The organism is Dactylosporangium sp. CA-092794 (genome assembly GCF_050948465.1).
In the GTDB taxonomy this organism is placed as follows: domain Bacteria; phylum Actinomycetota; class Actinomycetes; order Mycobacteriales; family Micromonosporaceae; genus Dactylosporangium.
Genome location: NZ_CP192044.1, coordinates 1,231,360 through 1,257,303 on the forward strand (window position 1 = coordinate 1,231,360; position 25,944 = coordinate 1,257,303).

The 25,944-nt window shown below is 71.8% G+C and carries 29 protein-coding genes; 19 read left to right on the forward strand and 10 right to left on the reverse strand.

Going from position 1 to position 25,944, the window contains the following annotated elements; all coding sequences use genetic code 11:
* The first annotated feature begins 51 nt into the window (after positions 1–51).
* Entirely contained in the window at positions 52–588 is a 537-nt protein-coding gene (locus tag ACQPXD_RS05350) for a DUF2087 domain-containing protein (protein WP_432835394.1), read from the forward strand.
* Here the strand turns inward: ACQPXD_RS05350 and rsgA are convergent.
* Complete coding sequence (gene rsgA, locus ACQPXD_RS05355) at positions 565–1,593, reverse strand: ribosome small subunit-dependent GTPase A (RefSeq protein ID WP_432835396.1); 1,029 nt, start codon at positions 1,591–1,593, stop codon at positions 565–567. The genes ACQPXD_RS05350 and rsgA overlap by 24 nt on opposite strands.
* A gap of 47 nt (positions 1,594–1,640) precedes the next feature.
* On the opposite strand from rsgA, the gene ACQPXD_RS05360 reads away from it, so the two are divergent.
* From ACQPXD_RS05360 to rsrA, 5 genes are all read left to right on the forward strand, one after another.
* Positions 1,641–2,360 (forward strand): SOS response-associated peptidase, encoded by a 720-nt coding sequence (locus ACQPXD_RS05360; RefSeq protein WP_432835398.1) that lies wholly within the window; start codon positions 1,641–1,643, stop codon positions 2,358–2,360.
* Positions 2,361–2,527: 167 nt separating this feature from the next.
* Positions 2,528–2,980: a WhiB family transcriptional regulator gene (locus tag ACQPXD_RS05365; protein ID WP_432835400.1), complete on the forward strand. Its 453-nt coding sequence runs from the start codon at positions 2,528–2,530 to the stop codon at positions 2,978–2,980.
* 11 nt (positions 2,981–2,991) lie between these two features.
* Positions 2,992–3,582, forward strand: a complete 591-nt coding sequence (locus ACQPXD_RS05370) for an alpha/beta family hydrolase (protein ID WP_432835402.1) — start codon at positions 2,992–2,994, stop codon at positions 3,580–3,582.
* A 140-nt stretch (positions 3,583–3,722) separates the two neighbouring features.
* On the forward strand, positions 3,723–4,628 hold the full coding sequence (locus tag ACQPXD_RS05375; RefSeq protein ID WP_432835404.1) for a sigma-70 family RNA polymerase sigma factor: 906 nt from the start codon (positions 3,723–3,725) through the stop codon (positions 4,626–4,628).
* 6 nt (positions 4,629–4,634) lie between these two features.
* Positions 4,635–4,919, forward strand: coding sequence for a mycothiol system anti-sigma-R factor (gene rsrA / locus ACQPXD_RS05380; RefSeq protein ID WP_432835406.1), 285 nt, complete (start codon positions 4,635–4,637; stop codon positions 4,917–4,919).
* Here rsrA and ACQPXD_RS05385 read toward each other — a convergent pair.
* On the reverse strand, positions 4,916–6,757 hold the full coding sequence (locus ACQPXD_RS05385) for a vWA domain-containing protein (protein ID WP_432835408.1): 1,842 nt from the start codon (positions 6,755–6,757) through the stop codon (positions 4,916–4,918). The two genes, rsrA and ACQPXD_RS05385, sit on opposite strands and share 4 nt — an antisense overlap.
* A gap of 1 nt (position 6,758) precedes the next feature.
* Positions 6,759–7,820, reverse strand: coding sequence for an AAA family ATPase (locus tag ACQPXD_RS05390; protein WP_432835410.1), 1,062 nt, complete (start codon positions 7,818–7,820; stop codon positions 6,759–6,761).
* A gap of 123 nt (positions 7,821–7,943) precedes the next feature.
* On the opposite strand from ACQPXD_RS05390, the gene ACQPXD_RS05395 reads away from it, so the two are divergent.
* Positions 7,944–8,189, forward strand: coding sequence for a biotin/lipoyl-containing protein (locus ACQPXD_RS05395; protein WP_432835412.1), 246 nt, complete (start codon positions 7,944–7,946; stop codon positions 8,187–8,189).
* A complete protein-coding gene (locus ACQPXD_RS05400) occupies positions 8,186–8,698 on the forward strand; it encodes a GNAT family N-acetyltransferase (protein WP_432835414.1) in 513 nt (170 codons plus the stop codon). The genes ACQPXD_RS05395 and ACQPXD_RS05400 overlap by 4 nt, the downstream gene beginning before the upstream one ends.
* Here ACQPXD_RS05400 and ACQPXD_RS05405 read toward each other — a convergent pair.
* A complete protein-coding gene (locus ACQPXD_RS05405; protein ID WP_432835416.1) occupies positions 8,636–9,418 on the reverse strand; it encodes a TetR/AcrR family transcriptional regulator in 783 nt (260 codons plus the stop codon). The genes ACQPXD_RS05400 and ACQPXD_RS05405 overlap by 63 nt on opposite strands.
* A 92-nt stretch (positions 9,419–9,510) precedes the next feature.
* Between ACQPXD_RS05405 and ACQPXD_RS05410 the strand changes: the two genes are divergently transcribed.
* A complete protein-coding gene (locus tag ACQPXD_RS05410) occupies positions 9,511–11,109 on the forward strand; it encodes an MDR family MFS transporter (protein WP_432835418.1) in 1,599 nt (532 codons plus the stop codon).
* A gap of 1,131 nt (positions 11,110–12,240) precedes the next feature.
* Positions 12,241–13,269, forward strand: a complete 1,029-nt coding sequence (locus ACQPXD_RS05415) for an SIS domain-containing protein (protein WP_432843654.1) — start codon at positions 12,241–12,243, stop codon at positions 13,267–13,269.
* A 96-nt stretch (positions 13,270–13,365) separates the two neighbouring features.
* Here ACQPXD_RS05415 and ACQPXD_RS05420 read toward each other — a convergent pair whose 3' ends face one another.
* Positions 13,366–13,842, reverse strand: a complete 477-nt coding sequence (locus tag ACQPXD_RS05420; RefSeq protein WP_432835420.1) for a hypothetical protein — start codon at positions 13,840–13,842, stop codon at positions 13,366–13,368.
* A gap of 53 nt (positions 13,843–13,895) precedes the next feature.
* On the opposite strand from ACQPXD_RS05420, the gene ACQPXD_RS05425 reads away from it, so the two are divergent.
* From ACQPXD_RS05425 to ACQPXD_RS05455, 7 genes are all read left to right on the forward strand, one after another.
* Positions 13,896–15,392: a sensor histidine kinase gene (locus ACQPXD_RS05425; protein ID WP_432835421.1), complete on the forward strand. Its 1,497-nt coding sequence runs from the start codon at positions 13,896–13,898 to the stop codon at positions 15,390–15,392.
* A gap of 392 nt (positions 15,393–15,784) precedes the next feature.
* Positions 15,785–17,476, forward strand: coding sequence for a nitrite/sulfite reductase (locus ACQPXD_RS05430; protein ID WP_432835423.1), 1,692 nt, complete (start codon positions 15,785–15,787; stop codon positions 17,474–17,476).
* Positions 17,473–17,634, forward strand: a complete 162-nt coding sequence (locus ACQPXD_RS05435; protein ID WP_432835425.1) for a hypothetical protein — start codon at positions 17,473–17,475, stop codon at positions 17,632–17,634. The genes ACQPXD_RS05430 and ACQPXD_RS05435 overlap by 4 nt, the downstream gene beginning before the upstream one ends.
* A complete protein-coding gene (locus ACQPXD_RS05440; protein ID WP_432835426.1) occupies positions 17,631–18,347 on the forward strand; it encodes a phosphoadenylyl-sulfate reductase in 717 nt (238 codons plus the stop codon). Before ACQPXD_RS05435 ends, ACQPXD_RS05440 begins: the two co-directional genes overlap by 4 nt.
* A complete protein-coding gene (locus ACQPXD_RS05445; protein WP_432835427.1) occupies positions 18,323–19,081 on the forward strand; it encodes a sirohydrochlorin chelatase in 759 nt (252 codons plus the stop codon). The genes ACQPXD_RS05440 and ACQPXD_RS05445 overlap by 25 nt, the downstream gene beginning before the upstream one ends.
* A 31-nt stretch (positions 19,082–19,112) precedes the next feature.
* Entirely contained in the window at positions 19,113–19,424 is a 312-nt protein-coding gene (locus ACQPXD_RS05450) for a zf-TFIIB domain-containing protein (protein WP_432843656.1), read from the forward strand.
* Positions 19,425–19,994: 570 nt separating this feature from the next.
* A complete protein-coding gene (locus ACQPXD_RS05455) occupies positions 19,995–21,047 on the forward strand; it encodes an IS110 family transposase (protein WP_432824726.1) in 1,053 nt (350 codons plus the stop codon).
* 235 nt (positions 21,048–21,282) lie between these two features.
* On the opposite strand, the gene ACQPXD_RS05460 is transcribed toward ACQPXD_RS05455, so the two are convergent.
* On the reverse strand, positions 21,283–21,540 hold the full coding sequence (locus tag ACQPXD_RS05460) for a WhiB family transcriptional regulator (RefSeq protein WP_190257048.1): 258 nt from the start codon (positions 21,538–21,540) through the stop codon (positions 21,283–21,285).
* A gap of 381 nt (positions 21,541–21,921) precedes the next feature.
* Positions 21,922–22,860: a diacylglycerol/lipid kinase family protein gene (locus ACQPXD_RS05465; protein WP_432835429.1), complete on the reverse strand. Its 939-nt coding sequence runs from the start codon at positions 22,858–22,860 to the stop codon at positions 21,922–21,924.
* Positions 22,861–22,945: 85 nt separating this feature from the next.
* On the opposite strand from ACQPXD_RS05465, the gene ACQPXD_RS05470 reads away from it, so the two are divergent.
* Together ACQPXD_RS05470 and ACQPXD_RS05475 are read left to right on the forward strand one after the other, a co-directional pair.
* Positions 22,946–23,335, forward strand: a complete 390-nt coding sequence (locus tag ACQPXD_RS05470) for a hypothetical protein (protein ID WP_432835431.1) — start codon at positions 22,946–22,948, stop codon at positions 23,333–23,335.
* An 89-nt stretch (positions 23,336–23,424) separates the two neighbouring features.
* Positions 23,425–24,120, forward strand: a complete 696-nt coding sequence (locus ACQPXD_RS05475; RefSeq protein WP_432835433.1) for a FadR/GntR family transcriptional regulator — start codon at positions 23,425–23,427, stop codon at positions 24,118–24,120.
* A 356-nt stretch (positions 24,121–24,476) separates the two neighbouring features.
* Here ACQPXD_RS05475 and ACQPXD_RS05480 read toward each other — a convergent pair whose 3' ends face one another.
* The 3 genes from ACQPXD_RS05480 to sodN all read right to left on the reverse strand — a co-directional run bounded on the left by ACQPXD_RS05480 (position 24,477) and on the right by sodN (position 25,893).
* Complete coding sequence (locus ACQPXD_RS05480) at positions 24,477–24,905, reverse strand: ATP-binding protein (RefSeq protein WP_432835435.1); 429 nt, start codon at positions 24,903–24,905, stop codon at positions 24,477–24,479.
* 25 nt (positions 24,906–24,930) lie between these two features.
* Positions 24,931–25,416, reverse strand: a complete 486-nt coding sequence (locus ACQPXD_RS05485) for an N-acetyltransferase family protein (protein ID WP_432835437.1) — start codon at positions 25,414–25,416, stop codon at positions 24,931–24,933.
* Positions 25,417–25,488: 72 nt separating this feature from the next.
* Complete coding sequence (gene sodN / locus ACQPXD_RS05490; protein WP_432835439.1) at positions 25,489–25,893, reverse strand: superoxide dismutase, Ni; 405 nt, start codon at positions 25,891–25,893, stop codon at positions 25,489–25,491.
* Positions 25,894–25,944 lie beyond the last annotated feature (51 nt).

Consider the following 25,944-nt stretch of genomic DNA (forward strand, 5'->3'; position numbering starts at 1 on the left):
CGCGGAAACTTAGCCGACGATCGCCACCTTCTGGCAGTACTGTCGCCGTTTGTGACGCCCACAGCTCTCTGCGGCCTGCTCGCCGAGCCCGATCGTCTGCGCGTCTTCGCCGCCGTCGTCCTGGGCGCCCGCACGCCGAGCGCCGTGGAGTCGGCCACCGGCCTGCCGGCGCGGCTGATCGAGCCGGCGATCCGGCGCCTGCAGCAGGGCGGCCTGCTGGCCGTCGACGGCGGCGAGCTGTCCGCGGCGGCGGATGCCTTCAAGGATGCGGTACGTCACCAGGCCACCGCCGCCGCGCCGCAACCACAGCTGGACCCGGACCGCCAGCGCGACCTGATCCTGCGCACGTTCATCGCCGACGGCCGGCTGACCCAGATCCCGGCCGCCCACGCAAAGCGCACGGTGGTGCTGGAGCACATCGCGTCGTCGTTCGAGCCGGGCGTGCGCTACCCGGAGCGCGAGGTGAACGCGATCCTGCGGGCCTGGCACGACGACCACGCGGCGCTGCGCCGGTATCTGGTCGACGCCGGGCTGCTGTCCCGGGACAGCAACGTCTACTGGCGCTCAGGCGGGCCCGTCGTCGTCTGAGGCCGCGCCCTCCTTGGAGGCCAGCAGCCGGCGGAACGAGGCGAGCCGGCGCGGGTCGGCGCCGCCCTCGGCGACGAGCTTGTCCAGGCCGCAGTCGCCGCCGGCGCCGGTGTGGTCGCAGTTGGGCGGGCAGCGGGTCGAGGCCTCCACGAGGTCGGGGAAGCCGTGCAGGAGGCTGTCGGCGGAGACGTGCGCCAGCCCGAAGGAGCGCACGCCCGGGGTGTCGATGATCCAGCCCTCGTCGCCCGGCAGCCGCAGGGCGAGGGCGCTGGTGGAGGTGTGCCGGCCCTTGCCCACCGCGCTGACCGTGCCCACCGCCCGGTCGGTGCCCGGCACCAGCCGGTTGACCAGCGTGGACTTGCCGACCCCGGAGTGGCCGATCAGCACCGACACCCGGCCGCGCAGCTCGGCGAGGAGGTCGTCCAGCGGCCGGTCCGGGCGGCACAGCACATACGGCAGGTCGAGCTCGGCGTAGTAGTCCAGGATCGCGTCGGGCGCGGCGAGGTCGCCCTTGGTCAGGCACAGCAGCGGGTCGATCTCCGCGTCGTAGGCCGCGACCAGGCACCGGTCGATGAACCCGGTCCGCGGCGGCGGGTCCTGCAGCGAGTTGACGATCACCAGCTGCTCGGCGTTGGCCACCACGACCCGCTCGAACCGGCCCTCGGTGCCGCCTTCCTCGTCGTCGGCGGTGCGCATCAGCACCGACTCGCGCTCGTCGATGCGCACGATCCGGGCCAACGTGTCCGGCCGGCCGCTGACGTCGCCGACGATCTGCACGTGGTCGCCCACCACCACGCCGTGCCGGCCGAGCTCGCGGGCGCGCATCGCGGTGACGGTGACGCCGGCGTCGCCGATGTGGCAGGTGTACCGCCCGCGGTCGACGGCGACCACGAAGCCCTCGACGGCGTCGCTGTGCTTGGGGCGCTGGCGCGTGCGCGGGCGCGAGGAGCGGCCCGGGCGCACCCGGACGTCGTCCTCGTCGTACTCGCGCTTCCGCCTCACCATGATTGACCTTAGCGGTTTTGTCGTACCCCCCGGCTAGCGTGGGCGGCATGTGTGGCAGGTATGCGACCTCGCGCAGCAACGCCGACCTCGCGGCGCTGTTCGAGGCGACCGACGACGCCGGCGAGCTGGCGCCCGACTACAACGTGGCCCCGACCGACCCGGTGCCGATCGTGCGGGTCTCGCGGTCGGCCGGCGGCCGGGTGCTCGGCACCGCGCGCTGGGGCCTGGTGCCGTCCTGGGCCAAGGATCCGAAGGCCGGCGCCCGGATGATCAACGCCCGGGTGGAGACGGTCACCACGTCGAGCGCGTTCGCCCAGTCCTTCGCGCGGCGGCGCTGCCTGGTCCCGGCCGACGGATGGTATGAGTGGGTGCGCGGCCCGGAAAAGGCGAAACAGCCGTACTTCATGACCCTCGGCGCCGCGGAACCGTGCGTATTCGCGGGACTCTGGACCGTGTGGGGCAAAGCCGAAAGCCGGTTGGTCACGTGTTCAATCATCACCACGCCGGCCGTCGATGACTTGGCGCTCATCCACGACCGCATGCCGTTACTGTTGCCGGCCGACCGGTGGGCCGCGTGGCTGTCCGCGGAGCCCGGCCCGGCGCTGCTCGCCCCGACGCCGTCGTCGCACGTCGCACGCCTGGAGCTACGCCCCGTAGGCCCCCGCGTGGGCGACGTGCACAACGACGGCCCTGATTTGACCACGCGGGTTCCGGCCCCGCCGCTGCGCCCCAGCGATGTGGAGGCGATCGATCTGACCCTTTTTTAGGCCGTAAGTCCAGATGCTGATCGGCCGTTTTTGCTAAACCTTGTGAAAACCCTTGTATTTGCGGTCGTTTCTGGGATAGAACACAGCGCCGGTGAGTCTATGTCGGATGCGGCATCCCGACGTTTACTCACCTTGCGTAGGTTTGACCCACGGGGGAGGTGGGTGTAATGACCCGGGCGAGGATGCCACGCCCTCACGAGGTAGCGGCCGCGCGGCGAGACCCGCGACTGCTACGAGCCGTCCAGGAGCAGCAAGGCGACGGGGCCTGGCGCATCCGCGGCGCATGCCAGACGGTCGACCCAGAAACGTTCTTCCCGGCTCCGACGGAGCCGGCCGATGCCGCCGTGGCGCTGTGCCGCACGTGCGACGTCCAGGGCGCTTGTCTCGCCTGGGCGCTCAGCGTGGGCGACTGCCACGGCGTGTGGGGAGCCACGACGCCCCGCGAGCGGCGTGCCATGCTCGTGGCATGGCGCAGCGAGGGGCCAGGCCAGGCGGTGCCGGCCGGGGCCGGCACGACGGATCCGACACTGGACGCGGTGGCCCGGCTGCCGCTGCTGCCGATCCCGCGCCCGCGCCGCGCGGCGGAGCGGCCCGATCCGGTGGGCGCGGGCGCCACGTAGCCCCCGGCGGCGTGCGGGAGGTGGCCACGCCGCACGGGGCGGCGCGGTATGTCCTGGACGTCCCGGCCGATCACGCCGGGACGCTGCTCGTGCTCGGCCACGGAGCGGGCGGCGACGTGGACGCGGCCGACCTGGTCGCCGTCCACGACGCGGCGCTGGGCCGCGGGGTGGCGGTGGCGCTGGTCACCCAGCCGTATCGGGTCGCCGGCCGCCGCGCGCCGGCCCCGGCCGCCCAGCTCGACGCCGCGTGGCTGGCGGTCGTCGCCGCGCTGCGCGCGGCGCTGCCGGTCACCACGCTGGTCGTGGGCGGACGCTCCAGCGGCGCCCGGGTGGCCTGCCGCACCGCCCGGGCCGCGGACGCGGCGCGGATCCTGGCGCTCGCGTTCCCGCTGCACCCGCCCGGCAAGCCGGAGAAGTCGCGGGCCGGCGAGCTCGAGACCGGGGTGCCGACCCTGGTGCTCAACGGCGACCGCGACGCCTTCGGCGTGCCCGAGCCGCAGCCGGGCGTCCGCGTCCAGGTGCTGCCCGGCGAGACCCACGCCCTGTCCAAGAACCCGGCCGCCGTCGCGGCCGCGGCGATCGGCTTCGTCGCCGGGGAGTGATCGTCACCGCCGGCGGCCGTGGCTCGTTGACGTGGATGTGACCGGTGCGAACCGGCCACATCCTCCCAGGCCCTTCCTGTTCCGGCGGCCGGCCGGTCCCAAGCGCGGCCGGTCGCCGGGCAGGCCGGGTGATCTCCCGGATGATCACCGGCCGCCCCATTCAGGCGGAATGCCGGGCGGCCCGCGGTTGTTACACCCCTCGTGCGGTGCTGCCGACGGCGCCGCCAGCGGAGGGAATCTTCAGCGTGGCCACACTTGAGCGTGACGATCTGCGCATCCGCGAGCTGCTGTTCAGCCCGTCCTGGCCGACGGCGACCGACGCGGAGCCCGATCCGTCGTGGCAGCCGATCGCCCGCGAGCGTTTGACGGGCGCCACAAACACAGAACCCGCACAGCAACTCGGCGTATCCTCGGCGGGACGGTCGAGGGTGGGAGTCGCACGAGTGGTCAGCAGCGAGAGCACGGAACAGCAGCGTATCCGGTTCGAGCATGACGCGCTGCCCTTCATCGACCAGCTCTACGCGGCCGCCCTGCGCATGACGCGCAATCCGTCCGACGCCGAGGACCTCGTCCAGGAGACGTTCCTGAAGGCGTTCGCCGCGTTCCACCAGTTCGAGACCGGCACCAACCTCAAGGCCTGGCTGTATCGGATCCTCACCAACACCTACATCAACTCGTACCGGCGCCGGCAGCGTCAGCCCGTCCAGGCGCCGACCGAGGAGATCACCGACTGGCAGCTCGCCGAGGCCGAGTCGCACACCTCCAGCGGCCTGCGCTCGGCCGAGACCGAGGCCCTGGACCGGCTGCCCGACTCCGACGTCAAGGAGGCGCTGCAGTCGCTGCCCGAGGAGTTCCGCCTGGCCGTCTACCTGGCCGACGTCGAGGGCTTCTCGTACAAGGAGATCGCCGACATCATGAACACGCCGATCGGCACCGTGATGTCACGCCTGCACCGCGGACGGCGCAACCTTCGCCGGCAGCTCGAGGCTTATGCTGCCGACCGGGGTTTCACCCGCAACCCGTCCGCTGAGCCGAGCGAGGTCTGAGATCCGATGAGCTGTGGAGACCCGCACGAGACCGACTGCAGCGACGTCCTCGCGGAGGTCTATCTCTACCTCGACCTCGAGTGCGCCGACGACCGTCGCTCGCTGATCCGCGACCACCTGGACGAATGCTCGCCCTGCCTGCGGGAGTACGGCATCGAGCAGGAGGTGAAGGCCCTCGTCGCCCGCTGCTGCGGCAGCGAGCTGGCCCCCGCCGAGCTCAAGGCGCGCCTGCGGCACAAGCTGTCCGAGCTGGTCGTCAACGCTGATACCCGCGAGCTGCGGACGGACTAACGCAGGCGGAAGACCGGGCCGCGCGGGGTGAAGGGCAGGCGGGCCTGGTCCGGGACCAGAAACGCGTGCTCGCGGCGCACCCTCAGCACGTCGCACTCACCGTCGGTGATGATCAGGATGGGCGCGTCGGCCGGGAAGTCGTCGGCGCGCTCCAGCAACCGGATGCCCGGCTGCAGCGTCGTGCCGCCGCGGCCCTTCACCCGCACCCGGCCGGCGATCTCCTCCACCGGCAGGTAGCCGGCGTCGTAGGCGGCCGCGTCGCAGAAGACGACGCGGGCCGCCGGGACGGCGCGGGACACCGCGTAGGAGGCGATCGCGCCGAGCGCCTTGCCCAGCAGGGTGCGGTCCATCGACCCCGACGTGTCCAGCACCACGCCGAACGTGCAGCGCTCGACCTCCTCCTCCGGGTAGAACCAGCCAGGGCGCGGGATGCCCGGGCTCGCCGACTGCCGGCGGGACGGGCGCGCGTAGGAGCGGCGCGGCTGCGGGGAGCGCACGTGCTCGGCGAACCAGCGGGCCAGCTGCGCGTCCCAGGGCAGCGGCGGGTGGTCCAGCGCGCGGATCTCCTCGACCAGGCCGGCCGGGAGCAGGCCCCGGCCCTGCGACTCGTGGTAGGCCAGGCCGGTGGCGAGGGCCCGGCGGTAGTACTCGTCGAGCTCGGTGCCCCGGTGCCCCGGGTGGCGGTGCTCCCCGCCGAGGATGTCGCCGAGGCCACGGCCCCGCAGCGTGCCGAGGCGGCGCAGCCGGCGCAGGTCGGTGGCGATCCGGTCGTACACCTCCTCCGCCCCGGCGCCGGCGAACTGGGGGTCGTGCAGCGCACCCTCGGGCAGGTCGCCGAGGGCCATCTCGACCAGCCAGCCGTTGATGACGTAGTCGGTGGCGATGTTCCACAGGTACGGGTCGCGCGGCCCCACCCGGTCGCCGTGGCGCAGCGCCGCGTGCAGCATCTCGTGCGCGATGACGAACCGCCGCTCCTCCGCGCTGAGCGGCGCGAACGGGTTCACGTAGATCTCGCCCAGGTCCGCGTCGACCGCGGCGACGGCGATGTCCAGCCGCCGGACCACCTCGTACTCGCTGACCAGCGTGAAGCCCGCGGCCAGGCCGGCCAGCAGCGGGTACGACGAGATGAACCAGCGCCGCGCCGCCTCCCAGCCGGCGTGTACCGGCCGCGGCCCGGTCGCGCGCACCTCGCCCGCCTCCTGCACCGCCGCGGCGGCGGCCGCGCCGAGGCCCACGGCCAGCCGGTCCGGCCAGCCCATGACCGTCGTGCCGAGCGTGGCCGCCCGCCGGGCCTCGTAGGCCGCCCGGCGCGGGTCGTCGGGCTCGGCGGCCACGTCACCGGCCGCCCCGCCCGCGCAGCATAGGGTGACCCGGTCCGGTATGCCGCCGGTGCGCCAGCGCTCGGCCAGCGCCTCCTCGGGCGCCACCGGCAGCTCCGGCAGCAGCATCGGGGAACGCCCGATCCGCAGCTCCTCCTGGAACCGCGCCACCGCGACGCACCGCGCCACCGCCAGCGCGCTGTCGGCGGCGCCGCCGGTGCCGGTGGTGTGCCCGAAGCCCAGGTGCAGGGCGCAGTGGGCGAAGACCCAGATCCACTCCTCGACGGCCAGCGGCGCGAGCTTGTTCGCCACCACCACGCCGTCGGGGTGCACGCGGGCGTAGCCGCGGGCCCGCACCAGCTCGGTGTCCTCGGCCCAGCGCATGCCCAGCGCCGGGCCGCCGGTGTGCGCCGGGTCGTGGGCCAGCCCGTCGAACAGCGGGCTGCTCACCACCGCCGCCCAGGCGTCCCGCGCCGCCACCAGCCGCGGGTCGGGCGGCGCTTTCTTGCCGCGCGCCATCTCAGGCCCGGGCCGCGACGAGCCGGGGCAGGTCCCGGGTCACCTCGACCAGGAACCAGGCCGGCAGCACGGGCACGCCGTCGTCGTCGGCGGCGATGACAAGCTGGGCGCACTCCAGCGAGATCTCCGCCAGCTCGACCAGCAGGGTCTTCGCCCGCACCGCGAACCGGCGCACCGACGGCGAGGCGTGCTCGCGCCCGGCCGGCAGGTCCCGCATGAGCCGGGCCCGGAACGCCTCGGCGAAGAAGTACAGCAGGTCGCGATCGGTGGGCGAGCGCGGCCACGAGGCGTCGCCGCGCACGATCGCCTCCAGGCCGTAGCGGTGCCGGACGACCTTGATATACGCGCAGAAGGCCGATGCGTGGGTGGGGGACAGGGTGCCGGAGGTGAGCACCTGCAGTACCGAATCGGCCAGATCGGCGCCGAAGGAATGCAGGGCGTCGCTGAGCATGTGCCAGGACCGCGGGGTCGAGAATGGCTCCTCGCCCTTGGGCGGCTTGGCCCACAAATGGTCGGGCCGCTGCTCAAGGTAGTCCACCACCCACTCGTGCACGCCGGCGCCGCGCGCCCAGGCCAGCCAGTCCTCGGCGCTGGCCCGCAGATGCACGTGGATGAGCCGGTTGACCAGCGCGGAGGCCATCGGCCGGGCCAGCGCGTTGTCGGTCGTCCGGTTGCCGGCGCCGATCACGATCGAGCCGGCCGGCAGCTCGTAGTCGCCGACCCGGCGGTCGAGGATCAGCGAGTAGAACGCCTTCTGCACCTCGGGCGAGGCGGAGTTGAGCTCGTCGAGGAACAGGCAGTACGGCTCGTCGCGGGCGATCGACTCCGGCGGCGCGAACCGGCTGCGCCCGCCGCGCAGCTCGGGCACGCCGATCAGGTCCTCCGGGGCCAGCTGGGTGCCGATGAGCGTCACGCACTCCAGCCCGAGGGCAGCCGCGAACTGCCGCACCAGGGAGCTCTTGCCGATGCCGGGCTGCCCCCACAGGAAGACGGGGCGCACGACGGCCAGGTGCAGCAGGATGCCGGGCAGGGCCGCGGGAGTAACGGTGATCGCCGATTCCATCGCTTGTCATGATGGGCTCCCGCGGCGCCGGGGCGCGACCGGGTTTCACCCTGATAAGCTGCGTCAAGTTGCGTCAAGTTGCGTCAAGCTGCGTCAAGCTCAGCGGCAGCGAAGGAGACCCGGATGGCCGAGGAAGTCCGCGCCGAGATGGTGTGTCGCCTCGCTGACCTCGGCGCTTTCAGATGTTCGCCGCTGGTGATCCTCGAGTCGATGAAGATGGAGATCCCGGTCGTGGCCGGGTCCGGCGGGACGATCAGCCAGATCGCCGTCAACGAGGGCGACGTGGTGCGGGAGACCCCGACCCTTACGTCGCCGCCGGAGACGGCGGCGCCCCCCGCCGCCGAGGACCTGATCGCCGTGATCGGGTGAGCTCGGCCGGTCTCGTCGTCCGTCCCATCGCGCCGGGCGACTATGCCGAGGTGTCCCGCCTGACGGTGGCCGCCTACCGGGCCGACGGCCAGCTGGAGGCCGCGCCCGAATACGGCACGGTCCTCGCCGACGTGGCGGGCCGCGCGGCGGCGGCCGAGGTGCTCGTCGCCGCCGAGGACGGGGTGGTGCTCGGCGCCGTCACGTTCACGCTGCCCGGCGGCGACTACGCGGAGGTTTCCCGCCCCGGCGAGGCCGAGTTCCGCACGCTGGCCGTGGACCCGTCCGCCCAGCGCCGCGGCGTGGCCCGCGCGCTGGTGCAGGCCTGCATCGATCGCGCGGCCTCGCTGGGCTGCCACGCCCTGGTCATCTGCGTGCGCCGGTCCAGCAGCGCCGCGTTTGCGCTCTACGGCGGCTTCGGCTTCGAGCGGGACGCGACCCTCGACTGGTCACCCGTGCCCGGCGTCGACCTCCTGGGCCTCCGCCTCGCGCTGCCGGTCCTCGCTCAGTAGCGCGCCCGTCTCGGTCTCCACCCGCGCGTGCAGGTAGTCGCGCAGGAGCCGCTCGACGAAGCTCTCCGAGGCGTCGCCCGCCGCGGCGATGTGGTCGGCCGAGGCCATCAGCTCGGTCGCCACCTCCAGCGCCGCGGCCCGCCGCTGCTCCGGGGTGCCGGGCCGCTCCCGCAGCAGGAACCCGCTGGCGTGGAGCGAGAAGAGGGCCATCGCCCGCCGCAGCTGCAGGGCCAGCGTCTCCTGCGGGTCGATGAGCAGCTCGAAGACCCGCTTCATCTGCTCGCCCAGGCGCTTGCCCGCCGGCAGGGTCTTGACGACCGTCTGGTTGCGCTCGAAGAACCGGACGACGTTCTCGTGGGCCACATGGTCGTGCAGGTCCGCATAGCGCTGGATGAACTCCAGCCGCATCTCGGGAGTGCGCGGCTGCGTCTCGGCCCACCGCAGCAGGTCCTCGATGGCGGCGATGCGCTGCTCGACCAGGCTGTTGACGATGTCGTCCTTGGTCGGGAAGTGGTAATAGAGCGCGGCCTTGGTCACGCCCAGCTTCTCGGCGATCTCACGCAGCGAGGTCTTGTCGTAGCCCTCCTCGATGAACAGGTCGACCGCCACCTGCTGGATGTGGCGGCGCACGTCCGCACCGTCGGAGTCGCCGACGCGGATGCGGTTGCGTCCACGGACGACCCGGGCGGTGGTCTGCGCGGTTTCTTCGGTCCGTTCCATCACTCGCCATCCTACTTGACGCCCGGCTAGTACAGAGCTTACCGTACGGCTAGTAAATTCACTAGCCGGCAGGTAAGTTCGGGGGCGACAAAATGTCCGAAACAACAGCGGAAACGGCGTCCGGGACGCCGCAGCAGTCCACGGCACCGGGACAGGCGGCGCAGGGCGCCATCAAGGTCGTCCTGCCGGGCCTGCTCATGGCGATGCTGCTCGCCATGCTCGACAACGTCATCGTCGGCACCGCGATGCCGCGGATCGTCGGCGACCTGGGCGGCGTCGACCACCTGTCCTGGGTGGTCACCGCCTACGTGCTCGGCACCACCGTCTCGACCCCGATCTGGGGCAAGCTCGGCGACCTCTACGGTCGCAAGACGGTCTTCATGACCTCGATCGCGCTGTTCCTGCTCGGTTCGGTGCTGTGCGGCATGGCGCAGAGCATGCCCGAGCTCATCGGCTTCCGCGCCTTCCAGGGTCTCGGCGCCGGCGGCCTCATGGTCGGCGCGATGTCCGTCATCGGCGACCTGGTGCCGCCCCGCGACCGCGGCAAGTATCAGGGCCAGTTCGCCGCCGTGATGGCGGTGGCGATGGTCGGCGGCCCGCTCGTCGGCGGCTTCATCACCGACCACGCCAACTGGCGGTGGGCGTTCTTCGTCAACCTGCCGCTGGGCGGCGCGGCGCTGATCCTGCTCGCGCTGCGGTTGCACCTGCCGAAGCGGCGCACCGAGCACCGCATCGACTGGCTGGGCGCGCTGCTGCTCTCGGTCGGCGTCACCGCGCTGGTGCTCATCACGACCTGGGGCGGCAACCAGTATGCGTGGGGTTCCGCCGAGATCCGCGGGCTCGCCGTGGTCGCGGTGCTGACGCTGGGGCTGTTCGTGCTCGTCGAGCGCAGGCACCCCGAGCCGATCCTGCCGCTGGGCATCTTCGCCAACCGCAACTTCACGCTGGTGGCGTTCGTGGGCTTCCTGGTCGGCTTCGCGCTCTTCGGCGCGGTGACCTTCCTGCCGCTCTACCAGCAGATCGTGCAGGGCGCCTCGGCCACCAACTCCGGCCTGCTCCTGCTGCCGATGATGGGCGGCCTGCTGCTCACCTCGCTGGTGGTCGGCCGGCTCATCACCAGCACCGGCCGCTACCGCATCTTCCCGATCATCGGCGGCGTGGTGATGGTCGCGGCGATGCTCCTGCTGTCGCGGCTCGACGCGCACAGCTCCAAGCTGGAGTCGGGCGCCTTCATGGCCGTGCTCGGCCTGGGCATGGGCTTCCTGATGCAGACCTCGATGCTCATCGCGCAGAACAGCGTCGAGCTCAAGGACCTGGGCGTGGCCAGCAGCACCGCCACGTTCGCCCGCTCGATCGGCGGCGCGTTCGGCGTCTCGGTGTTCGGCGCGATCTTCAACAACCGCCTGCACACGCTGCTCGGCGAGCGCCTCGGCACCGCCGCCGCCGACCAGATGGCCAGCGGCGGCGGAGGCGCCAGGATCGACCCGACGACCCTGTCCCACCTGCCGGCCCAGGTCCGCACCGCCGTGATCGACGCCATCGCCGGCGCCACGTCGAGCGTGTTCCTGTGGTCGACCGTGGCCGCCGTGTTCATCCCGCTGCTGGCCATCTTCATCCGCGAGGTCGCCCTGCGCGGCAGCGCCCCCGAGCCGTCCTCCGAGCCCACCCTGGCCGCCGTCCCAGAGCTCTAGCCCTACCCCTCACCACCCTCAGCGTCACCACCCTCACCACCGTCACCACCCGCGCGGGCCAGCCCCCGGCGCGCCCCGGCCGGCCCGCGCGGGCCGGCGTCAGGCGCGCCCGGGGCTGGCCCGCGCGGCTCGGTCCCGGTCGCGCCCTGGCTGGCCCGCGCGGGCCGGCGTCAGGCGCGCCCGGGGCTGGCCCGCGCGACTCGGTCCCGGCCGCGGCTCCGGCTGGCCCGCGCGGCCCGGTCCCGGCCGCGCCCCCGCGGCCGGTGCTTCGGCCCGCGGTCACCCGTGCCGCGCCCGCGCTCCACATCCCGTGCTGCCTGTGGACCCGGCACCACCAGCGCCGCGCTGCTCGCCAGTGACCATATTGCTCGCCGGCGACCGCGCTGTCCGTCGGCGACCGCGTTGCCCGGCCGGTGCGTCCCGGCGTCCACCGCGATCCGCGATCCGCGCTCCGCGCTCCGCGCTCCGCGATCCGCGATCCGCGATCCGCGCTCCGCGATCCGCGCTCCGCGATCCGCGCCACACGGCGGGCCGTGGTCGGGTCGTTGCACGGTTGACGCTGCACGCCGGGGAGCACAGCGCGGCGACCAGAAGTCTCCGTGATCATGCTGCGCTGGGCACCGGCACCAACGGTTTTTCATGATCACGGAGTGTCTATGTACACCCGTGTACCGAAAGTCTCCGGGATCATGGCAAACCCGTGATTCGCCACGACGGGCAGCATGATCACGGAGACATATGTCCGCCCCGGCCACGCCGATCGGATGTCCGCTCGGCGGGCGAGACATCCGCGACGGTCGGACTGCCGCGCCGGCCGGGGGTTGGCGCCGATCAACGCCGCGCTCGGTGCGGCGGCCGGCGATGCCTAGCCGCAGTTCGCCGCCTGCCGCCTACAGCAACCACGGCGATCAGGCGCTGGCCAAATTCATGCGCCGCGACTTCAGGCGTGACCGATGCCGTGTGGGTGGGTGCGTGTGGGCGATGCATGGGGGGTGCGCGGGGAAGGGGGTTTCGCGCATGGGATGCGCGGAGTTGGGGGGAAACTGGCGTTCGGTGCGCGAAACTGCGACACTATGAGCAGGATCGCGCAGGAATCGAGGGGTTATCGTGACCGAGCAGCCCGGGGCCGGGATGAAGGCCGACATCGCCGAGCAGCCTGAGGTGTTTGCTCGCCTGCTTGAGGAGCGGGCCGGGCAGATTGGTGAGGTCGCCGCGCAGATCGCGCAGTGGCGGCCGCGGAGCGTTGTGTTCACCGCGCGTGGCACGTCGGATCATGCGGCGCTGTATGCCGCGTACCTCACCGAGATCCGGCTCGGGATTCCCGCGGGGCTGGCCAGTCCGTCCGCCATGACGGTGTACGGGGCGCGGCCCGATCTGCGGGACACGCTCGTCGTCGGGGTCAGCCAGAGCGGTGGCTCGCCCGACCTGCACGAGGTGTTGCGGGTGGCTCGCGAGCAGGGCGCGCATACGCTGGCCGTGACCAACAATCCCGACTCCCCGCTGGCGCAGGTCGCCGAGCGGCACGTCGACGTCGTCGCCGGGCACGAGGTGGCCGTTGCGGCTACCAAGACCTACACCGCCGAGCTGCTCGCGCTGCTGATGCTGGTCGAGAGCGTCCGGGGCGGGGGTTCGCTGCCCGCCGACGAGCTCGCCGAGCTGCGCAAGCTGCCGGGGCACGCCGAGTCGCTGCTGAGCGACGACGCGGCGGTGGATCTCGCGGCGCGGTATCGGTTCGCCGGGCGGGTGGTCACCACCGGGCGCGGGTATGCGTACCCGACGGCGCGGGAGGCGGCGCTCAAGCTCATGGAGACCTGCTACCTCGCCGGGCTCGCGTTCTCCGGGGCCGACCTGCTGCACGGGCCGCTCGCCATGGCCGACCCCGACGTGCCGGTGCTGGCCGTGGTCGGCAACGGGGCGGCCGGGGCGTCGATGCGCGACGTGGTGGCGCGGCTCGGTGAGCGCCGGGCGGACACCGTCGTGTTCGGGCCGGGCGCGATCGAGGGGGCGAAGGGCTGGGTGCGGACGCCGGACGTCGACGAGCGCTACGCGCCGCTGCTGGACATCCTGCCGCTGCAGCGCCTGGCGCTGGCGCTCGCGCTGCTGCGCGGCGAGGACCCCGACGCGCCGCGTGGGCTCAAGAAGGTGACGACGACGCTGTAAGCGAAGGCGCGGGCGACGGCGAAGAGGACCCGGACGCGCCGGGCGGGCTCAAGAAGGTGACGACGACGCTGTGAGCGAAGGCGCGGGCGCGCGGGCTCAAGAAGGTGACGACGACGCTCTGAGGGAAGGCGCGGGCGACGGCGAAGAGGATCGCGCCGTGGAGGGCGAGACTGGGATCACGGCCGGCTTGCCCTCGCGGAGGTCCTTGGTGGCGAACCGCGCGGCCGGGCGGTCGCCGACCAGGATCAGGTAGCTGTCGCGGCTGCCGGAGATGTTGCGCAGCTCGAAGGCGAAGTTGCAGTCGAAGCCGGTGCCGTCGGCGGAGAGCACGCCCCCGGCGAGGTCGGTGGCCGCGATGACGTGGCCGTCGGCGTCGGCGACCTTCACCGAGCCGCCCGCCGTGATGTCCGGCACGGTCGCCGGCGCCTGGCAGGGCGTGCCGGTCGCGCCGGCGGCGGCGCCGGCGACGCTGACGTACCCGTGCAGCAAGATGCCGTCGGGTTTGCTCGTCTCGTCGGCGCGGCCGAGCCAGCCGCAGCCGCCCAGGGCGAGCACCGACGCCAGGGAAGACACCAACGCGAGGGGAAGCACCGAACGCCGCACCCGGCAACCTTAGTCTTGTCAGCGTGTCGACCCTGCGAGACCTCGTCGAGGAGCACACCACCCTCGAGCCCGACGACATCGAGCACCTGCACCGGCTGGCCGGTGACTGGCAGATCGTGTCCGACCTCAGCTTCGCCGACCTGCTCATGTGGGTGCCGATCGAGGCGCGCGGCGAGTTCGTCTGCGTGGCCCAGGTGCGCCCGACCACGGCGCCGACCGCCTACCAGGACGACCAGGTCGGGCGGATCGCCGGCGGGCCCGAGGTCGCGCACCTGCAGATCGTGCGCCAGCAGGGGCGGATCTGGCGGGAGGGCGACCCGGTCTGGTATGGCGACATGCCCGCCCGGCACGAGGCGATCCCGGTGCGCCGGCCCGGCCGGGACCGGATCATCGCCGTGCTCGGCCGGGACACCAACCTGAGCACCGCGCGCACGCCGGCGCAGCTCGAGCTGAACTACCTGACCACGGCCGACGACCTGGCCCAGATGATCGCCGACGGCAGCTGGCCGCCGCCCCGGCACCCGGGCGAGACCACCAGCGCGCCGCGCATCGGCGACGGGCTGGTGCGCCTCGACGCCACCGGCAAGGTCACCTACGCCAGTCCCAACGCGCAGTCGGCGTACCGCAGGCTGGGCCTCGCCGCCCACCTGGTGGGCGAGAGCCTGGCCCAGATCACCGGCCGGCTGGTCGACGACCCGCTGGAGGGCGCGGACGCGACCGAGCGCATCCACTCCGCCCTGCACGGCGAGGCCCCGGCCCGCAAGGAGCTGGAGGCCCGCGGCGCCACGGTGCTCATGCGGGCGCTGCCGCTCATGCCGGCGGGCGTGCCGATCGGCGCGCTCGTGCTGGTGCGCGACATCACCGAGGTGCGCCGGCGGGACCGGCAGCTGATGACCAAGGACGCGACGATCCGCGAGATCCACCACCGGGTCAAGAACAACCTGCAGACCGTCGCCGCGCTGCTGCGCCTGCAGGCCCGGCGGGTGGGAGTGCCCGCCGCCCGGCATGCCCTGGAGGAGTCGGTACGCCGGGTGGCCTCCATCGCGCTGGTCCACGAGACGCTGTCGATGTCCCCGGAGTCCGCGGACGAGGCGGTGGAGTTCGACGGCATCGTCGACCGGGTCGCCGCGGCCGCCGTCGAGGTCGGCGCGACCGGGTTCAGCGTGACGGTGCGCCGGCAGGGCGACTTCGGCGTGCTGCCGGCCGAGATCGCCACGCCGCTGGTCATGGTGCTCAACGAGCTGCTGCAGAACGCGGTGGAACACGCGTTCGAGCCGACGGTGCCCGAGTCGCCCGAGGTGGTGGTGTCCGTGCACCGGTTCCGCAAGCAGCTGCACGTGACCGTCGCCGACAACGGCTGCGGCCTGCCCGAGGGCTTCGACCTGGACGCCAGCGAGCGGCTGGGCCTGCAGATCGTGCGCACGCTGGCCACCGGCGAGCTGCGCGGCACGATCGAGCTGCGGGCGCGGGTGGGTGGCGGCACCGAGGCGGTCATGGTGGTACCGCTGGCGAAACGATGAAATCAACCGGACTGTGGGACGGCAGGGAAAACGTGCCCGGCCAGCCGCGCAATCGGGACCCTGAATTCCTATCGGCTGAGTCGAATTTCTGTTACCGGTTTGTGAATTTGCACTGAGACGACTCTCACGCGGGCGTGGCGTAAGGACCGCTCTCCGTGGAAGACTGCAGCTTATGCACGCTGCTTCGCTGCGGCTCGTCAGCCGCCGCCACGTCGACTACGGTCGCGTGCGCAGCGCCATCTGTCCGGCTCGCTGAACCGCCGCCCGCCAATTTTCCCGGGCGCGCGACTTCACGCCGGAATCCTTATATGACGTCGACGTCATCCGGGCCCGATCGTTCGGGCACGGCCGGCGCTAGGTCGCGTGCTCTCCAAACCTGAGAGGACGCCGACATGTCGGTGAACACCATCCGCGGACGTGGTGCGGCCGGCGGGCGACCTCGCGGTGAGGGGCAATGGGCCCTCGGCCACCGCGAGCCGCTCAATCCGAACGAGCGCAGCAAGAAAGACGACAACCCGCTCAACGTGCGGGCCCGCATCGAGAACATCTACGCGCACCGCGGCTTCGACTCGATCGACCCGGCCGACCTGCGCGGGCGGTTCCGGTGGTACGGCCTCTACACCCAGCGCCGCCCCGGCATCGACGGCGGGCGCACCGCCGTGCTCGAGCCGGAGGAGCTCGACGACCGGTACTTCATGCTGCGCATCCGCAGCGACGGCGGCCAGCTGTCGGTCGCCCAGCTGCGCACGATCGCCTCGATCTCACAGCGCTTCGGCCGCGACACCGCCGACATCACCGACCGGCAGAACATCCAGCTGCACTGGATCGAGATCGAGAACGTGCCGACGATCTGGTCCGAGCTGGAGGCGGTCGGCCTGTCCACCACCGAGGCCTGCGGCGACACGCCGCGGGTGATCCTCGGCAGCCCGATCGCGGGTGTCGCGGAGAGCGAGGTGCTCGACCCGACCGAGGCGATCACCGAGATCAACCACCGCTTCGTGGGCGACCCGGAGCTGTCCAACCTGCCGCGCAAGTTCAAGTCGTCGATCTCGTGGCTGCCGGACACGCCGTACGAGGCCAACGACATCTCGTTCGTCGGGGTCATCCACCCGGAGCACGGCCCCGGCTTCGACCTGTGGGTCGGCGGCGGCCTGTCGACCAACCCGATGCTCGCCCAGCGGGTCGGCGTCTGGGTGCCGCTGCACGAGGTCCCCGAGGTCTGGCACGGCGTGATCCGGATCTTCCGGGACTACGGCTACCGCCGGCTGCGCGCCCGCGCCCGGCTGAAGTTCCTGGTCGCCGACTGGGGCATCGGGCAGTTCCGGCAGATCCTGGAGAACGAGTACCTCGGCCGCCGGCTCATCGACGGCCCCGCGCCGGAGCTGCCGGAGAAGCCGATCGACCACATCGGCGTGCACAAGCAGTGGGACGGCAAGTACTTCGTCGGGGCGGCGCCGGTCGCCGGGCGCAGTTCCGGCACGCAGCTGGCCAAGGCCGCCGACCTCGCCGAGGAGCACGGATCGGACCGGCTGCGGCTCACGCCGTACCAGAAAATCCTGATCCTCGACGTCGACGAGTCGCGCACCGAGTCGCTCGTGCGGGGCCTGCAGGCCATCGGCCTGGAACCCCGCCCGTCGAACTGGCGGCGCAGCACGATGGCCTGCACCGGCATCGAGTTCTGCAAGCTGGCGATCGTCGAGACCAAGGCGCGCGCCGCCGAGCTGGTGGAGCACCTGGAGCAGAAGGTCGCCGAGCTCGACGCCGACATCTCGATCCACCTCAACGGCTGCCCCAACGCCTGCGCCCGCACGCAGATCGCGGACATCGGTCTCAAGGGCATGCTGGTGCGCGACGACGCGTCCGGCGACATGGTCGAGGGCTTCCAGATCCACCTGGGCGGCGGCCTGGGCATGGCCGAGGGGCAGACCGCCGGCTTCGGCCGCAAGCTGCGCGGCCTCAAGACCACCGCGGCCGACCTGCCCGCCTACGTCGAGCGGGTCACGGGCCACTACAAGGCCGGGCGCGAGCCCGGCGAGTCCTTCGCCCGCTGGGTCATGCGCGCTCCGGAAGCGGAGTTGCGATGAGCGAACGGCAGGCGCCGTTGTACTGCCCGTACTGCGGCGACGAGGACCTCCGGCCACACGAGGACACGCACGGCGCGTGGGAGTGCCGCAGCTGCGCGCGGGTCTTCTCACTGAAATTCCTGGGACTGGCGGCAAGAGCGTTGGAGGCGAAGCGGTGAGTACGACGACCGTTGCCCGAAGTACACCTGCGTCAATCGAATTCGCCAAGGAAGCCTCGGCGCGGCTGGAGAACCAGCCGGCCGAGAAGATCATCGAGTGGGCCGCCGGCGCGTTCGGCGAGCGGTTCTGCGTGACCAGCTCGTTCGCCGACGCCGTGCTCGCGCACGTGGTGTCGAAGGTCGTGCCCGGCGTGCCGGTCATCTTCCTCGACACGGGCCTGCACTTCGCCGAGACGCTGCGGGTGCGCGAGGTCGTCCAGCGCACGCTGCCGGTGACCGTCCGCTCGATCCGTCCCCGCCAGACGGTCGCCGAGCAGGACGCCGAGCACGGCCCGCGGCTGTATGCCCGCGACCCCGACGAGTGCTGCTTCCTGCGCAAGATCGAGCCGCTGGAGCGGGCACTCGCCGACTACGACGCCTGGGCCGCCGGCCTGCGCCGCGACGAGTCGCCGAGCCGGGCGAACACCCCGATCGTGGGCTTCGAGCAGGCCCGCGCCAAGTTCAAGGTGTCGCCGCTGGCGCAGTGGACGCAGGCGGACGTGGACGCGTACATCTCCCGCTACAACGTGCCGGTCAACGCGCTGATGCGGCAGGGGTACGCCTCGGTCGGCTGCTGGCCGTGCACCCGGCGCACCCCTCCGGGCGGCGACCCGCGCGGCGGCCGCTGGCCGATGTTCGACAAGACCGAGTGCGGCCTGCACACCTCCGGATGACCGCGGTACTCCTCGTGGCCCACGGGTCGGCTGACCCACGGGCGGCCGCGGCCACTCGCGCGCTGGCGCGGGCGGTCGCGGCCCAGCGGCCCGGCCTGGACGTGCGCTGCGCGTTCCTCGACCACGCCGGCCCGCGCCCCGGCGAGCAGCTGTTCGCCTGCTCCGCTCTCGGGCACTCCGCGGCCGTGGTCGTGCCCTTGCTGCTGACCTCGGCGTATCACGGCCGCGTCGACCTGCCGGCCGTGCTGGACCGGGCCCGGGCCGACGGCCTGCGCATGCCCGTCACCACCACCGAGGTCCTCGGCCCCACCCCGACGGGCGGTGTCCCGCCGCTGCTGCTGGCCGCTCTGCGCCGGTTGTTGCCGCGGATTCGGTACGACGCTGTCGTGCTCGCCGCCGCCGGCACCCGCGACGACCTGGCCCGCCACTCGGTGGATGTGGCGGCGGGGGCCCTAGGGGCGTCGCTGGGCGTCCCATGCCATGCCGCCTATGCCTCGGGGTCCCCGGTGACCGGCGCGGTCGCTGTGGAGGCGCTGCGGGCCCGCGGGTGCTCGCGGATCGCGGTGTCGTCCTACTTCCTGGCGCCCGGCCGGCTGCACGATCACGTGGTGTCCTCGGCGCTGCTGGCCGGGGCGCTCGCACCGGTGGCGCCGCCACTGGGCAGCAACCTGGACCTGGCGCGACTGGTCATGTCGCGCATCGGCGCGGCGGAGGCACTCGAGCGGGTCGCATGACCGTCACGTGGCACGTGATGGTTACCGTTGTCTGATGCAGATGACATGCCCGAAATGCCGTGGCGAGATGCGCCAGTTCGAGCGCGGCGGTGTGACCGTCGACCAGTGCCTGGAGTGCCGCGGCATCTTCCTGGACCGTGGCGAGCTGGAGCACCTGATCGACGCCGAGCAGTCCTGGCACGGCGGTCGCCAGCAGTCACATGGCTACCCGCAGCAACAGCCCTACCAGCAGCAGCCGTATCAGCAACCGTACCCGTCGCATGGTGGCTACGGGCACTACGGCCACCACAAGAAGCACCGCCGGCACCATCGTGAGAGCTTCTTCGGCGAGCTCTTCGACTGACCGCTTGGTTCGGAGCACTCGCCTCGGGCACGCCGCGCGCCTTGGGCGCCGGTGCTTTGGGCGCGCCGCGCGCCCGACGCGGCGATAAGTCTCCGTGATCATGCACGTGCCCGGCCCGACACCACGGGTTTGTCATGATCGCGGAGACTTACTGTACACAGGTGTACGTTTTCGCTCCGTGATCATGAAAAACCGGGGTGTCGGCGATGGGTCGCGCATGACGCTTCTATAGGGAAGGTGATCGGGCCCGGGGTTCGTGATCCGCTAGGTTCGATGCCGGTGATCTTGGATGACTCTTCCGTGATCTGACCACCGTGTGGTGTGTCTTTCGCATGACGTGTCGACAAGGTCACCGGCGTCGGCCCAGCTCGCTGTCCCTTGGCCTGATCAGAAGCCTGTCCGTGCTCAACCACGTGACTCATCACAGATGTGCCATGGTCAGCACCGTGTTCCCGGGCCGACGCCGTTGCAACGGCAGCGCTCATGGAAGGAACCACCGTAATGACCATGGTGACAGATCGTCGGGGCCGGCGTCGCCGGGCAGCGCCCGCCGGGCAGGGCGGCCGGGCTGTGTCCACCGCGTGGGTGGTCGGGGTCGACACGCACACCGACACCCACACCGCGACCCTGGTCGACGAGGTGAGTGCGGTCCTGGCCCAGACCGAGGTCCCGGCCACCCCGGCCGGCTACGCGCAGGTGCAGGCCTGGGCGCAGCGGCAGATCCCGGCCGGGCAGCGGATGTTCTGGGCGGTGGAGGGCACCCGTTCGCACGGGCACGGCCTGACCCGGCACCTGCAGGCCGCCGGGTACCGGGTCGTGGAGGCCGTGAAACCCGAGCCGGCCCGCCGGCGGCGGGGCAAGTCCGACCCGATGGACGCCACCCACGCCGCCCTGGCCGCGCAGGCCGTGGAGCGGGACCCCGCCGCCCGGCACGCCGAACCCCGCGCCGACGGCCGGCGGGAGGCGCTGCGGATGCTGCTGGTCACCCGCCGGCACGACTCCGACGTGCGCACCGCCACGGTCAACCTGTTCAAATCGCTGCTGCTCGGCGCCGGGCAGCTGCGCGAGACGCTGCGCGGGCTGACTACCACCCGGCAGGTCCGCGCCGTGGCGGGCCTGCCCGACGACCCGGCCGCCGACCTGGAGACCCGGGTCCGGCTGCAGGCCCTGCGCCGGGCCGCGGCCACCATCGCCGAGCTGGACCGGGCCATCGCCGCGGCCGAGAAACAGCTCGCCGGGCTGGTCAAGCAGGCCTGTCCCGGCCTGCTCGACCAGCCCGGCGTCGGCCCGGTCACCGCCGCGACCCTGCTCACCGTCTGGTCCCACCACGGCCGTATCCACAGCGAGGCCGCGTTCGCCGCGATCGGCGGGATCAGCCCCCTACCAGCCAGCTCCGGCCGGGTCGTCCGGCACCGGCTCAACCGCGGCGGTGACCGCGCCCTCAACACCGCCCTGCACACCATCGTCACCGCCCGCCGGCGGATGAAACACCCACCAACCAGCGACTACATCACCCGCCGCACCACCGAAGGCCTCTCCAACAAAGAAATCCTTCGATGCCTCAAACGCTACGCCATCCGCCAGCTCTACCGCTTCCTGGAAGCCAACGCCGTCGACGCTTGACAAAACCCTTCACAGATCACGGAGACTTGTGGTCGCTGCGGTCGCGTGGTCGCCGGCTGCGGTTGTCTGCCGTGGAGCGGGCCCGGCGGTGGGGCTTTCGGCCTGCTGCGGGGCCGCGGGCTGCCAACTGCGGCTGCGGGTGCCGCCGCCGGGAGGGCGCGCCGGGAGGTGGATGCAGCAACGCCCCGGCCGTGTGGCCGGGGCGTTCGCGTCTTGTGGTCGTGAAGGCTTTTGCTCAGGCAGAGTGAGCGCGGACCCGAAGGCCGCCGCGACGCTTCATCAGGCGACGCTCGTCTTCGCTCATCCCGCCCCAGACGCCTGCGTCCTGACCGGAGTCGAGCGCCCACTGCAGGCACTCGCTGGTCACGGAGCAGCGCTGGCAGACCGCCTTCGCCTGCTCAACCTGCAGCAACGCGGGTCCGGATGTCCCGATGGGGAAGAATAGCTCCGGGTCCTCGTCGCGGCAGAGGGCATGGTGGCGCCAGTCCGACATGGCGGCAACACTCCTTGTTTTTTTCGCGGATCGTTGTTGGTGATTCCCTATATGCATCTCATGTAACGGTTCGGCTAGGCGGAGCCTGAAGATCCGTAACATGTGTGCGGGCAACGCTCAGTGGTCGTTTCGCTTGTGAATGCTTTCACGAACTACCGCGATGTCAAGGGGTCCAAACCAAAAAAATCCAAGTCGGTGAGCAAGCTCACGCACGGTTTGTCCGGTTTTGTGGTGATTGGTGACCCTGGATCGCAACAGTCAGTGACCAATGTAGTACGCTTCGGTCAACGACCGATGGGCTTTCGGAGATGCGGCCGCGGTGTCTCTGTCGCGACTCTCTGCAACTTTCTCCCCCTTCGGTGGTTGATCGCCGGGGGTGACTCAACACACTACGCGTAACGCCCCCGGCACGGACGCGAAATCCAACTTGTCGACCTCCCCGAGGTACTCGCCGTCGACCTGGAAAGCGATCGGCCGCGCGGCGGTCAGCGTGAAGCCTGGCAGATCATGCATCCGCACGACCTGCTTTCCCCGGGGACTGTGGCGGCTCGACACCAGCTGGACCATGGTCCGCGTCGTGCTAGCCACCTGCAACACCCGAAGTCCCAGCACGTCGAGCCCGGTTTCGAACGACGCGCGCGGATTCGGATTCACGGACCGCTCGCCGATGTAGGTCCACGGTGCCGTGTTCTGTACCAGCATCCAAGCTAGCCCGGCCTGCGCCGGTTCGCCCGGCAACTCGAGCGTGAGCAGCGGCACGCGGCGGTTCGTGGCGGCGAGCTGCGCCATGGTGGAGCGGAAGTACAGCCACGGCGTGGACATCGAGCCCTTGTGCCGGGCCTGGTCGACCCGCCGCACGACCTCGGCGTCGAGGCCCAGTCCGGCGCAGAACGTGAAGTACCGGTCGTCGGCGCGGCCGAGCCCGATGATCCGCTCGCGCCGGTCGCGCAGGGCCTCGAGGATCGCGCCGGTACCCTCGGCCCAGTCGCTGGGCAGTCCGAGCGCCCGGGCGAAGACGTTGGTCGAGCCGCCCGGCACGACGGCGAGCGCGGGACGGTCGTGGGCGCGGTCGGGTGCCGGCCCGGCGTCGAAGGTCATCAGGCCGTTGACCGCCTCGTTGACGGTACCGTCGCCGCCCAACGTGACGACGAGGTCCAGACCCTCGCGGGCCGCCTCGCGGGCGAGGTCGGCGGCGTGGCCCCGGCGCTGCGTGTAGGCGACGTCCAGGTCGACCTGACTGCGGAGGGCCCGCACCAGAATGTCCCGGCCGCGTTCGGTGGTGGTCGTCGCATTGGGGTTGACCACCAAGAGCGCTCGCATGGGCGGCACTGTACCCGCTTCGCGGCGCGATAAGGTTGGACCCGCAAAACCCGTGACATGGACCTCCACCAGGAAGGACACGCCAGTGAGCGGGACGGCCGAGCAGACACCGTCGACCCTTCGCTGGGCGGTCCGCCTGCTGCTGCTGGAGGGCGCCGGCCTGGCCGCGCTCACGCTGTGGTTCGTCTACCAGGACCTCACCGCCTCGTGGACGGCGGCGGAGATGGCGCTGTCCTCCACCGGGTACCTCGCGCTCATGACGGTGCTGTTCATCGGCATCGGCGTGGCCCTGCACCGCCGGCGCCGCTGGGCCCGCGGCCCGGGGATCGTGGCGCAGATGCTGCAGATGCCGATCGGCTGGACGATGCTGACCCAGGGCCAGCCCTACGTCGGCGCCCCGATCTTCCTGCTGGGCCTGGCCGGCGCGGTCCTGTTGTTCGCCCCGTCGACGCGCATCGCTCTCGGCGTGCGCTGACGCGCTTCCGCGGAGCTGTCGCACTTGCGGTCCGTCGAGGTCGCGTCGAGCGGTCCGAGATGCGGTTCGGTGCTTTACGCTCGATTCTCGTGACGGTCGCTCCCGCCTATCAGGTCCTCGCCGGCCGTATCCGCGACGACATCATGTCCGGCCAGCTGCGCCCCGGCGAGCGCCTGCCGACCGAGCCGCAGCTGTGTGAGCAGTCCGGCCTGAGCCGCTCGACGGTCCGCGAGGCGCTGCGCCTGCTCAGCAGCCAGCACCTGATCGTCACCACGCGCGGCGTCAACGGCGGCAGCTTCGTGGCCGAGCCCGACGCCCACACGCTGGGCGAGACCCTCTCCGACGGCGTCGGCCTCCTGCTGGCCCGGGGCGCGGTGACGGGCGAGGACTTCCTGGAGGTACGCCGGATGCTGGAGGTCCCGGCCGCCGGCCTGGCCGCGGCCCGGCACCAGCCGCACCATCTCGCCGACCTGGAGCGCGCGATGTTCGACCCCGAGCGCGACGATCTGGAGCGGTGCATCGAGGCCCACGCGGAGTTCCACCTGGCGGTCGCCGCGGCCGCGGGCAACTCGCTGCTGGGACTGGTGGTGCGCCCGCTCTACCACCACTCCGACCGGCGCGCCGTCGCCGAGGCCGCGCCGCCGGCGATGTGGCGGGCGATCGACCGGGACCACCGCGAGCTGCTGGCCGCGATCCGCGACGGGGACGTGCCGCGGGCGATGGAGCTGGCCCGCACGCACATCGACAACGTACGGCCGGCCGACCGCCTCCTCCTCGCCGTCTAGCCTCCCGAAGCGCCCGGTCGTGCCTGCCCGGGCTCGCGCGAAGCGCGGCGGAGGGCCGGCGGTGCGCTCCGGCGCAGCGGCCGGAAGTCTCCGCGATCATGCGCAACTGGCACCGACACCAACGGTTTTTCATGATCACGGAGTGTTGATGTACCCCCGTGTACCGAAAGGTTCCGGGATCATGGCGAACCCGTAGCACGGCCACCGCGGGCAGCATGATCACGGAGACATACATCCGCCCCGGTCCGCTCCGCCGCTGTGGGAATCGGGCAAACTGGCCCGAGTGCGCACCGAAATAAGGTATAAATCGGATATGTCCGGACACGGAGTGTCTGGACATATCCGAAGGCAGCGGGTCAGGAAGGGCGGCGCTTCGTCAGGCGGATGCCGGCCTGATGCCCGTCGACCGTGGCCGAGACCTCGTCGGCCAGGGCGCTCAGGACCTGCCAGGCGAAGGACTCGCCGGCCGGCAGGCGCTCGTCCGGCGAGCCGAGCGGGACCGTGGTGTAGACGGTCAGCGCGTCGCTCGTCACGGTGAATCGGCAGGACAGCTCGACCGTGTCGCCCAGCTGGGGGGTGTCGGCGGCGACCGCCAGCAGCATCGCGCAGGCCTCGTCGACCGCGATGCGCAGATCCTCGATCTCGTCGAGCGTGAAGTGCAGGCGCGCGGCCAGGCCGGCCGTGGCCGTGCGCAGCACGCCCAGGTAAGCGGGTGACGCCGGCACCGCCAGCAGTACGACGTCGTCGCCGTCGCTGCCCGACCGTTTCGATACGAGCTGTGTCACGCTGACTACCCCCTCCGAGGCGACTCTACGACGTCAGCGCGTCCGATGACGCGGCGAGTGCGGCCAGTGGCGCTCCGGAGAGGCGGTACGGCACCCAGTCGGACTTCGGGCCGGCGCCCAGGGCGGCGTAGAACTCGCGGGCCGGGTTCCAGTGCAGCACCGCCCACTCCAGCCGCGGGTACCCCCGCTCGACGCACGTCGCGGCCAGCGCGGCCACCAGCGCCTTGCCGGCTCCGGTGCCGCGAGCGGCGGGGCGCACGTAGAGGTCCTCGAGGTAGATGCCGTGGACGCCTTCCCAGGTGGAGTACGTCAAAAACCACAGTGCCATGCCCACGGGCGCCCCGGCGGCCTCGGCGACATGGCAGAAGACCGCGGGTGCCGGGCCGAACAGGGCGGCGGTGAGCTGCTCGGCGGTGAGGTGGCACTCGTCGCGGGCGCGCTCGAACTCGGCCAGCTCGTAGACCATGTCGACCAGGAGCGGTACGTCGTCGGGGCGGGCGGGGCGAATCAACCGGAGGGCTCCTTGGAAAGCACGACCCCCACCCCGCGGGCGGCGGGATGGGGGAGGGCAGAGGCGGGTGGCTCAGGCCTGCTTGGTCTCCCAGAAGATCTTCGCGATCTCGTCGATCTTCGCCAGGAGCTGCTCGGCGACCGCCGGGTCGGCGGAGCCCTTGGCCCCGGAGGCGCCGGCGAGCTTGGTGGCCTCGTTGAACAGGCCGTGCAGCTGCGGGTACTTCTCGAAGTGGGCGGGCTTGAAGTAGTCGGTCCACAGCACCCACAGGTGGTGCTTGACCAGCTCCGAGCGCTGCTCCTTGATGATGAGGGCCCGCGTGCGGAAGGCGGGGTCCTCGTTGGCCTGATATTTCTCGGAGATTGCCTTGACGGACTCGGCCTCGATTCGGGCCTGTGCCGGGTCGTAGACACCACACGGCAGGTCGCAGTGGGCGCTCACCACGGTGCGCGGGGTGAAAAGCCGCGACAGTCGCATCGAACCCTCCAGGGTGATTTGCGATGATCCTCAGTGCTGACCCTACTCCTA

Excerpts from the sequence above, each read along its gene's own strand:
- rsgA (WP_432835396.1), bottom strand. The coding sequence starts at position 1,593 with ATGGTGAGGCGGAAGCGCGAGTACGACGAGGACGACGTCCGGGTGCGC.
- ACQPXD_RS05360 (WP_432835398.1), top strand. The coding sequence starts at position 1,641 with ATGTGTGGCAGGTATGCGACCTCGCGCAGCAACGCCGACCTCGCGGCG.
- ACQPXD_RS05365 (WP_432835400.1), top strand. The coding sequence starts at position 2,528 with ATGACCCGGGCGAGGATGCCACGCCCTCACGAGGTAGCGGCCGCGCGG.
- ACQPXD_RS05375 (WP_432835404.1), top strand. The coding sequence starts at position 3,723 with ATGATCACCGGCCGCCCCATTCAGGCGGAATGCCGGGCGGCCCGCGGT.
- rsrA (WP_432835406.1), top strand. The coding sequence starts at position 4,635 with ATGAGCTGTGGAGACCCGCACGAGACCGACTGCAGCGACGTCCTCGCG.
- ACQPXD_RS05385 (WP_432835408.1), bottom strand. The coding sequence starts at position 6,757 with ATGGCGCGCGGCAAGAAAGCGCCGCCCGACCCGCGGCTGGTGGCGGCG.
- ACQPXD_RS05390 (WP_432835410.1), bottom strand. The coding sequence starts at position 7,820 with ATGGAATCGGCGATCACCGTTACTCCCGCGGCCCTGCCCGGCATCCTG.
- ACQPXD_RS05395 (WP_432835412.1), top strand. The coding sequence starts at position 7,944 with ATGGCCGAGGAAGTCCGCGCCGAGATGGTGTGTCGCCTCGCTGACCTC.
- ACQPXD_RS05405 (WP_432835416.1), bottom strand. The coding sequence starts at position 9,418 with ATGGAACGGACCGAAGAAACCGCGCAGACCACCGCCCGGGTCGTCCGT.
- ACQPXD_RS05410 (WP_432835418.1), top strand. The coding sequence starts at position 9,511 with ATGTCCGAAACAACAGCGGAAACGGCGTCCGGGACGCCGCAGCAGTCC.
- ACQPXD_RS05415 (WP_432843654.1), top strand. The coding sequence starts at position 12,241 with ATGAAGGCCGACATCGCCGAGCAGCCTGAGGTGTTTGCTCGCCTGCTT.
- ACQPXD_RS05430 (WP_432835423.1), top strand. The coding sequence starts at position 15,785 with ATGTCGGTGAACACCATCCGCGGACGTGGTGCGGCCGGCGGGCGACCT.
- ACQPXD_RS05435 (WP_432835425.1), top strand. The coding sequence starts at position 17,473 with ATGAGCGAACGGCAGGCGCCGTTGTACTGCCCGTACTGCGGCGACGAG.
- ACQPXD_RS05460 (WP_190257048.1), bottom strand. The coding sequence starts at position 21,540 with ATGTCGGACTGGCGCCACCATGCCCTCTGCCGCGACGAGGACCCGGAG.
- ACQPXD_RS05465 (WP_432835429.1), bottom strand. The coding sequence starts at position 22,860 with ATGCGAGCGCTCTTGGTGGTCAACCCCAATGCGACGACCACCACCGAA.
- sodN (WP_432835439.1), bottom strand. The coding sequence starts at position 25,893 with ATGCGACTGTCGCGGCTTTTCACCCCGCGCACCGTGGTGAGCGCCCAC.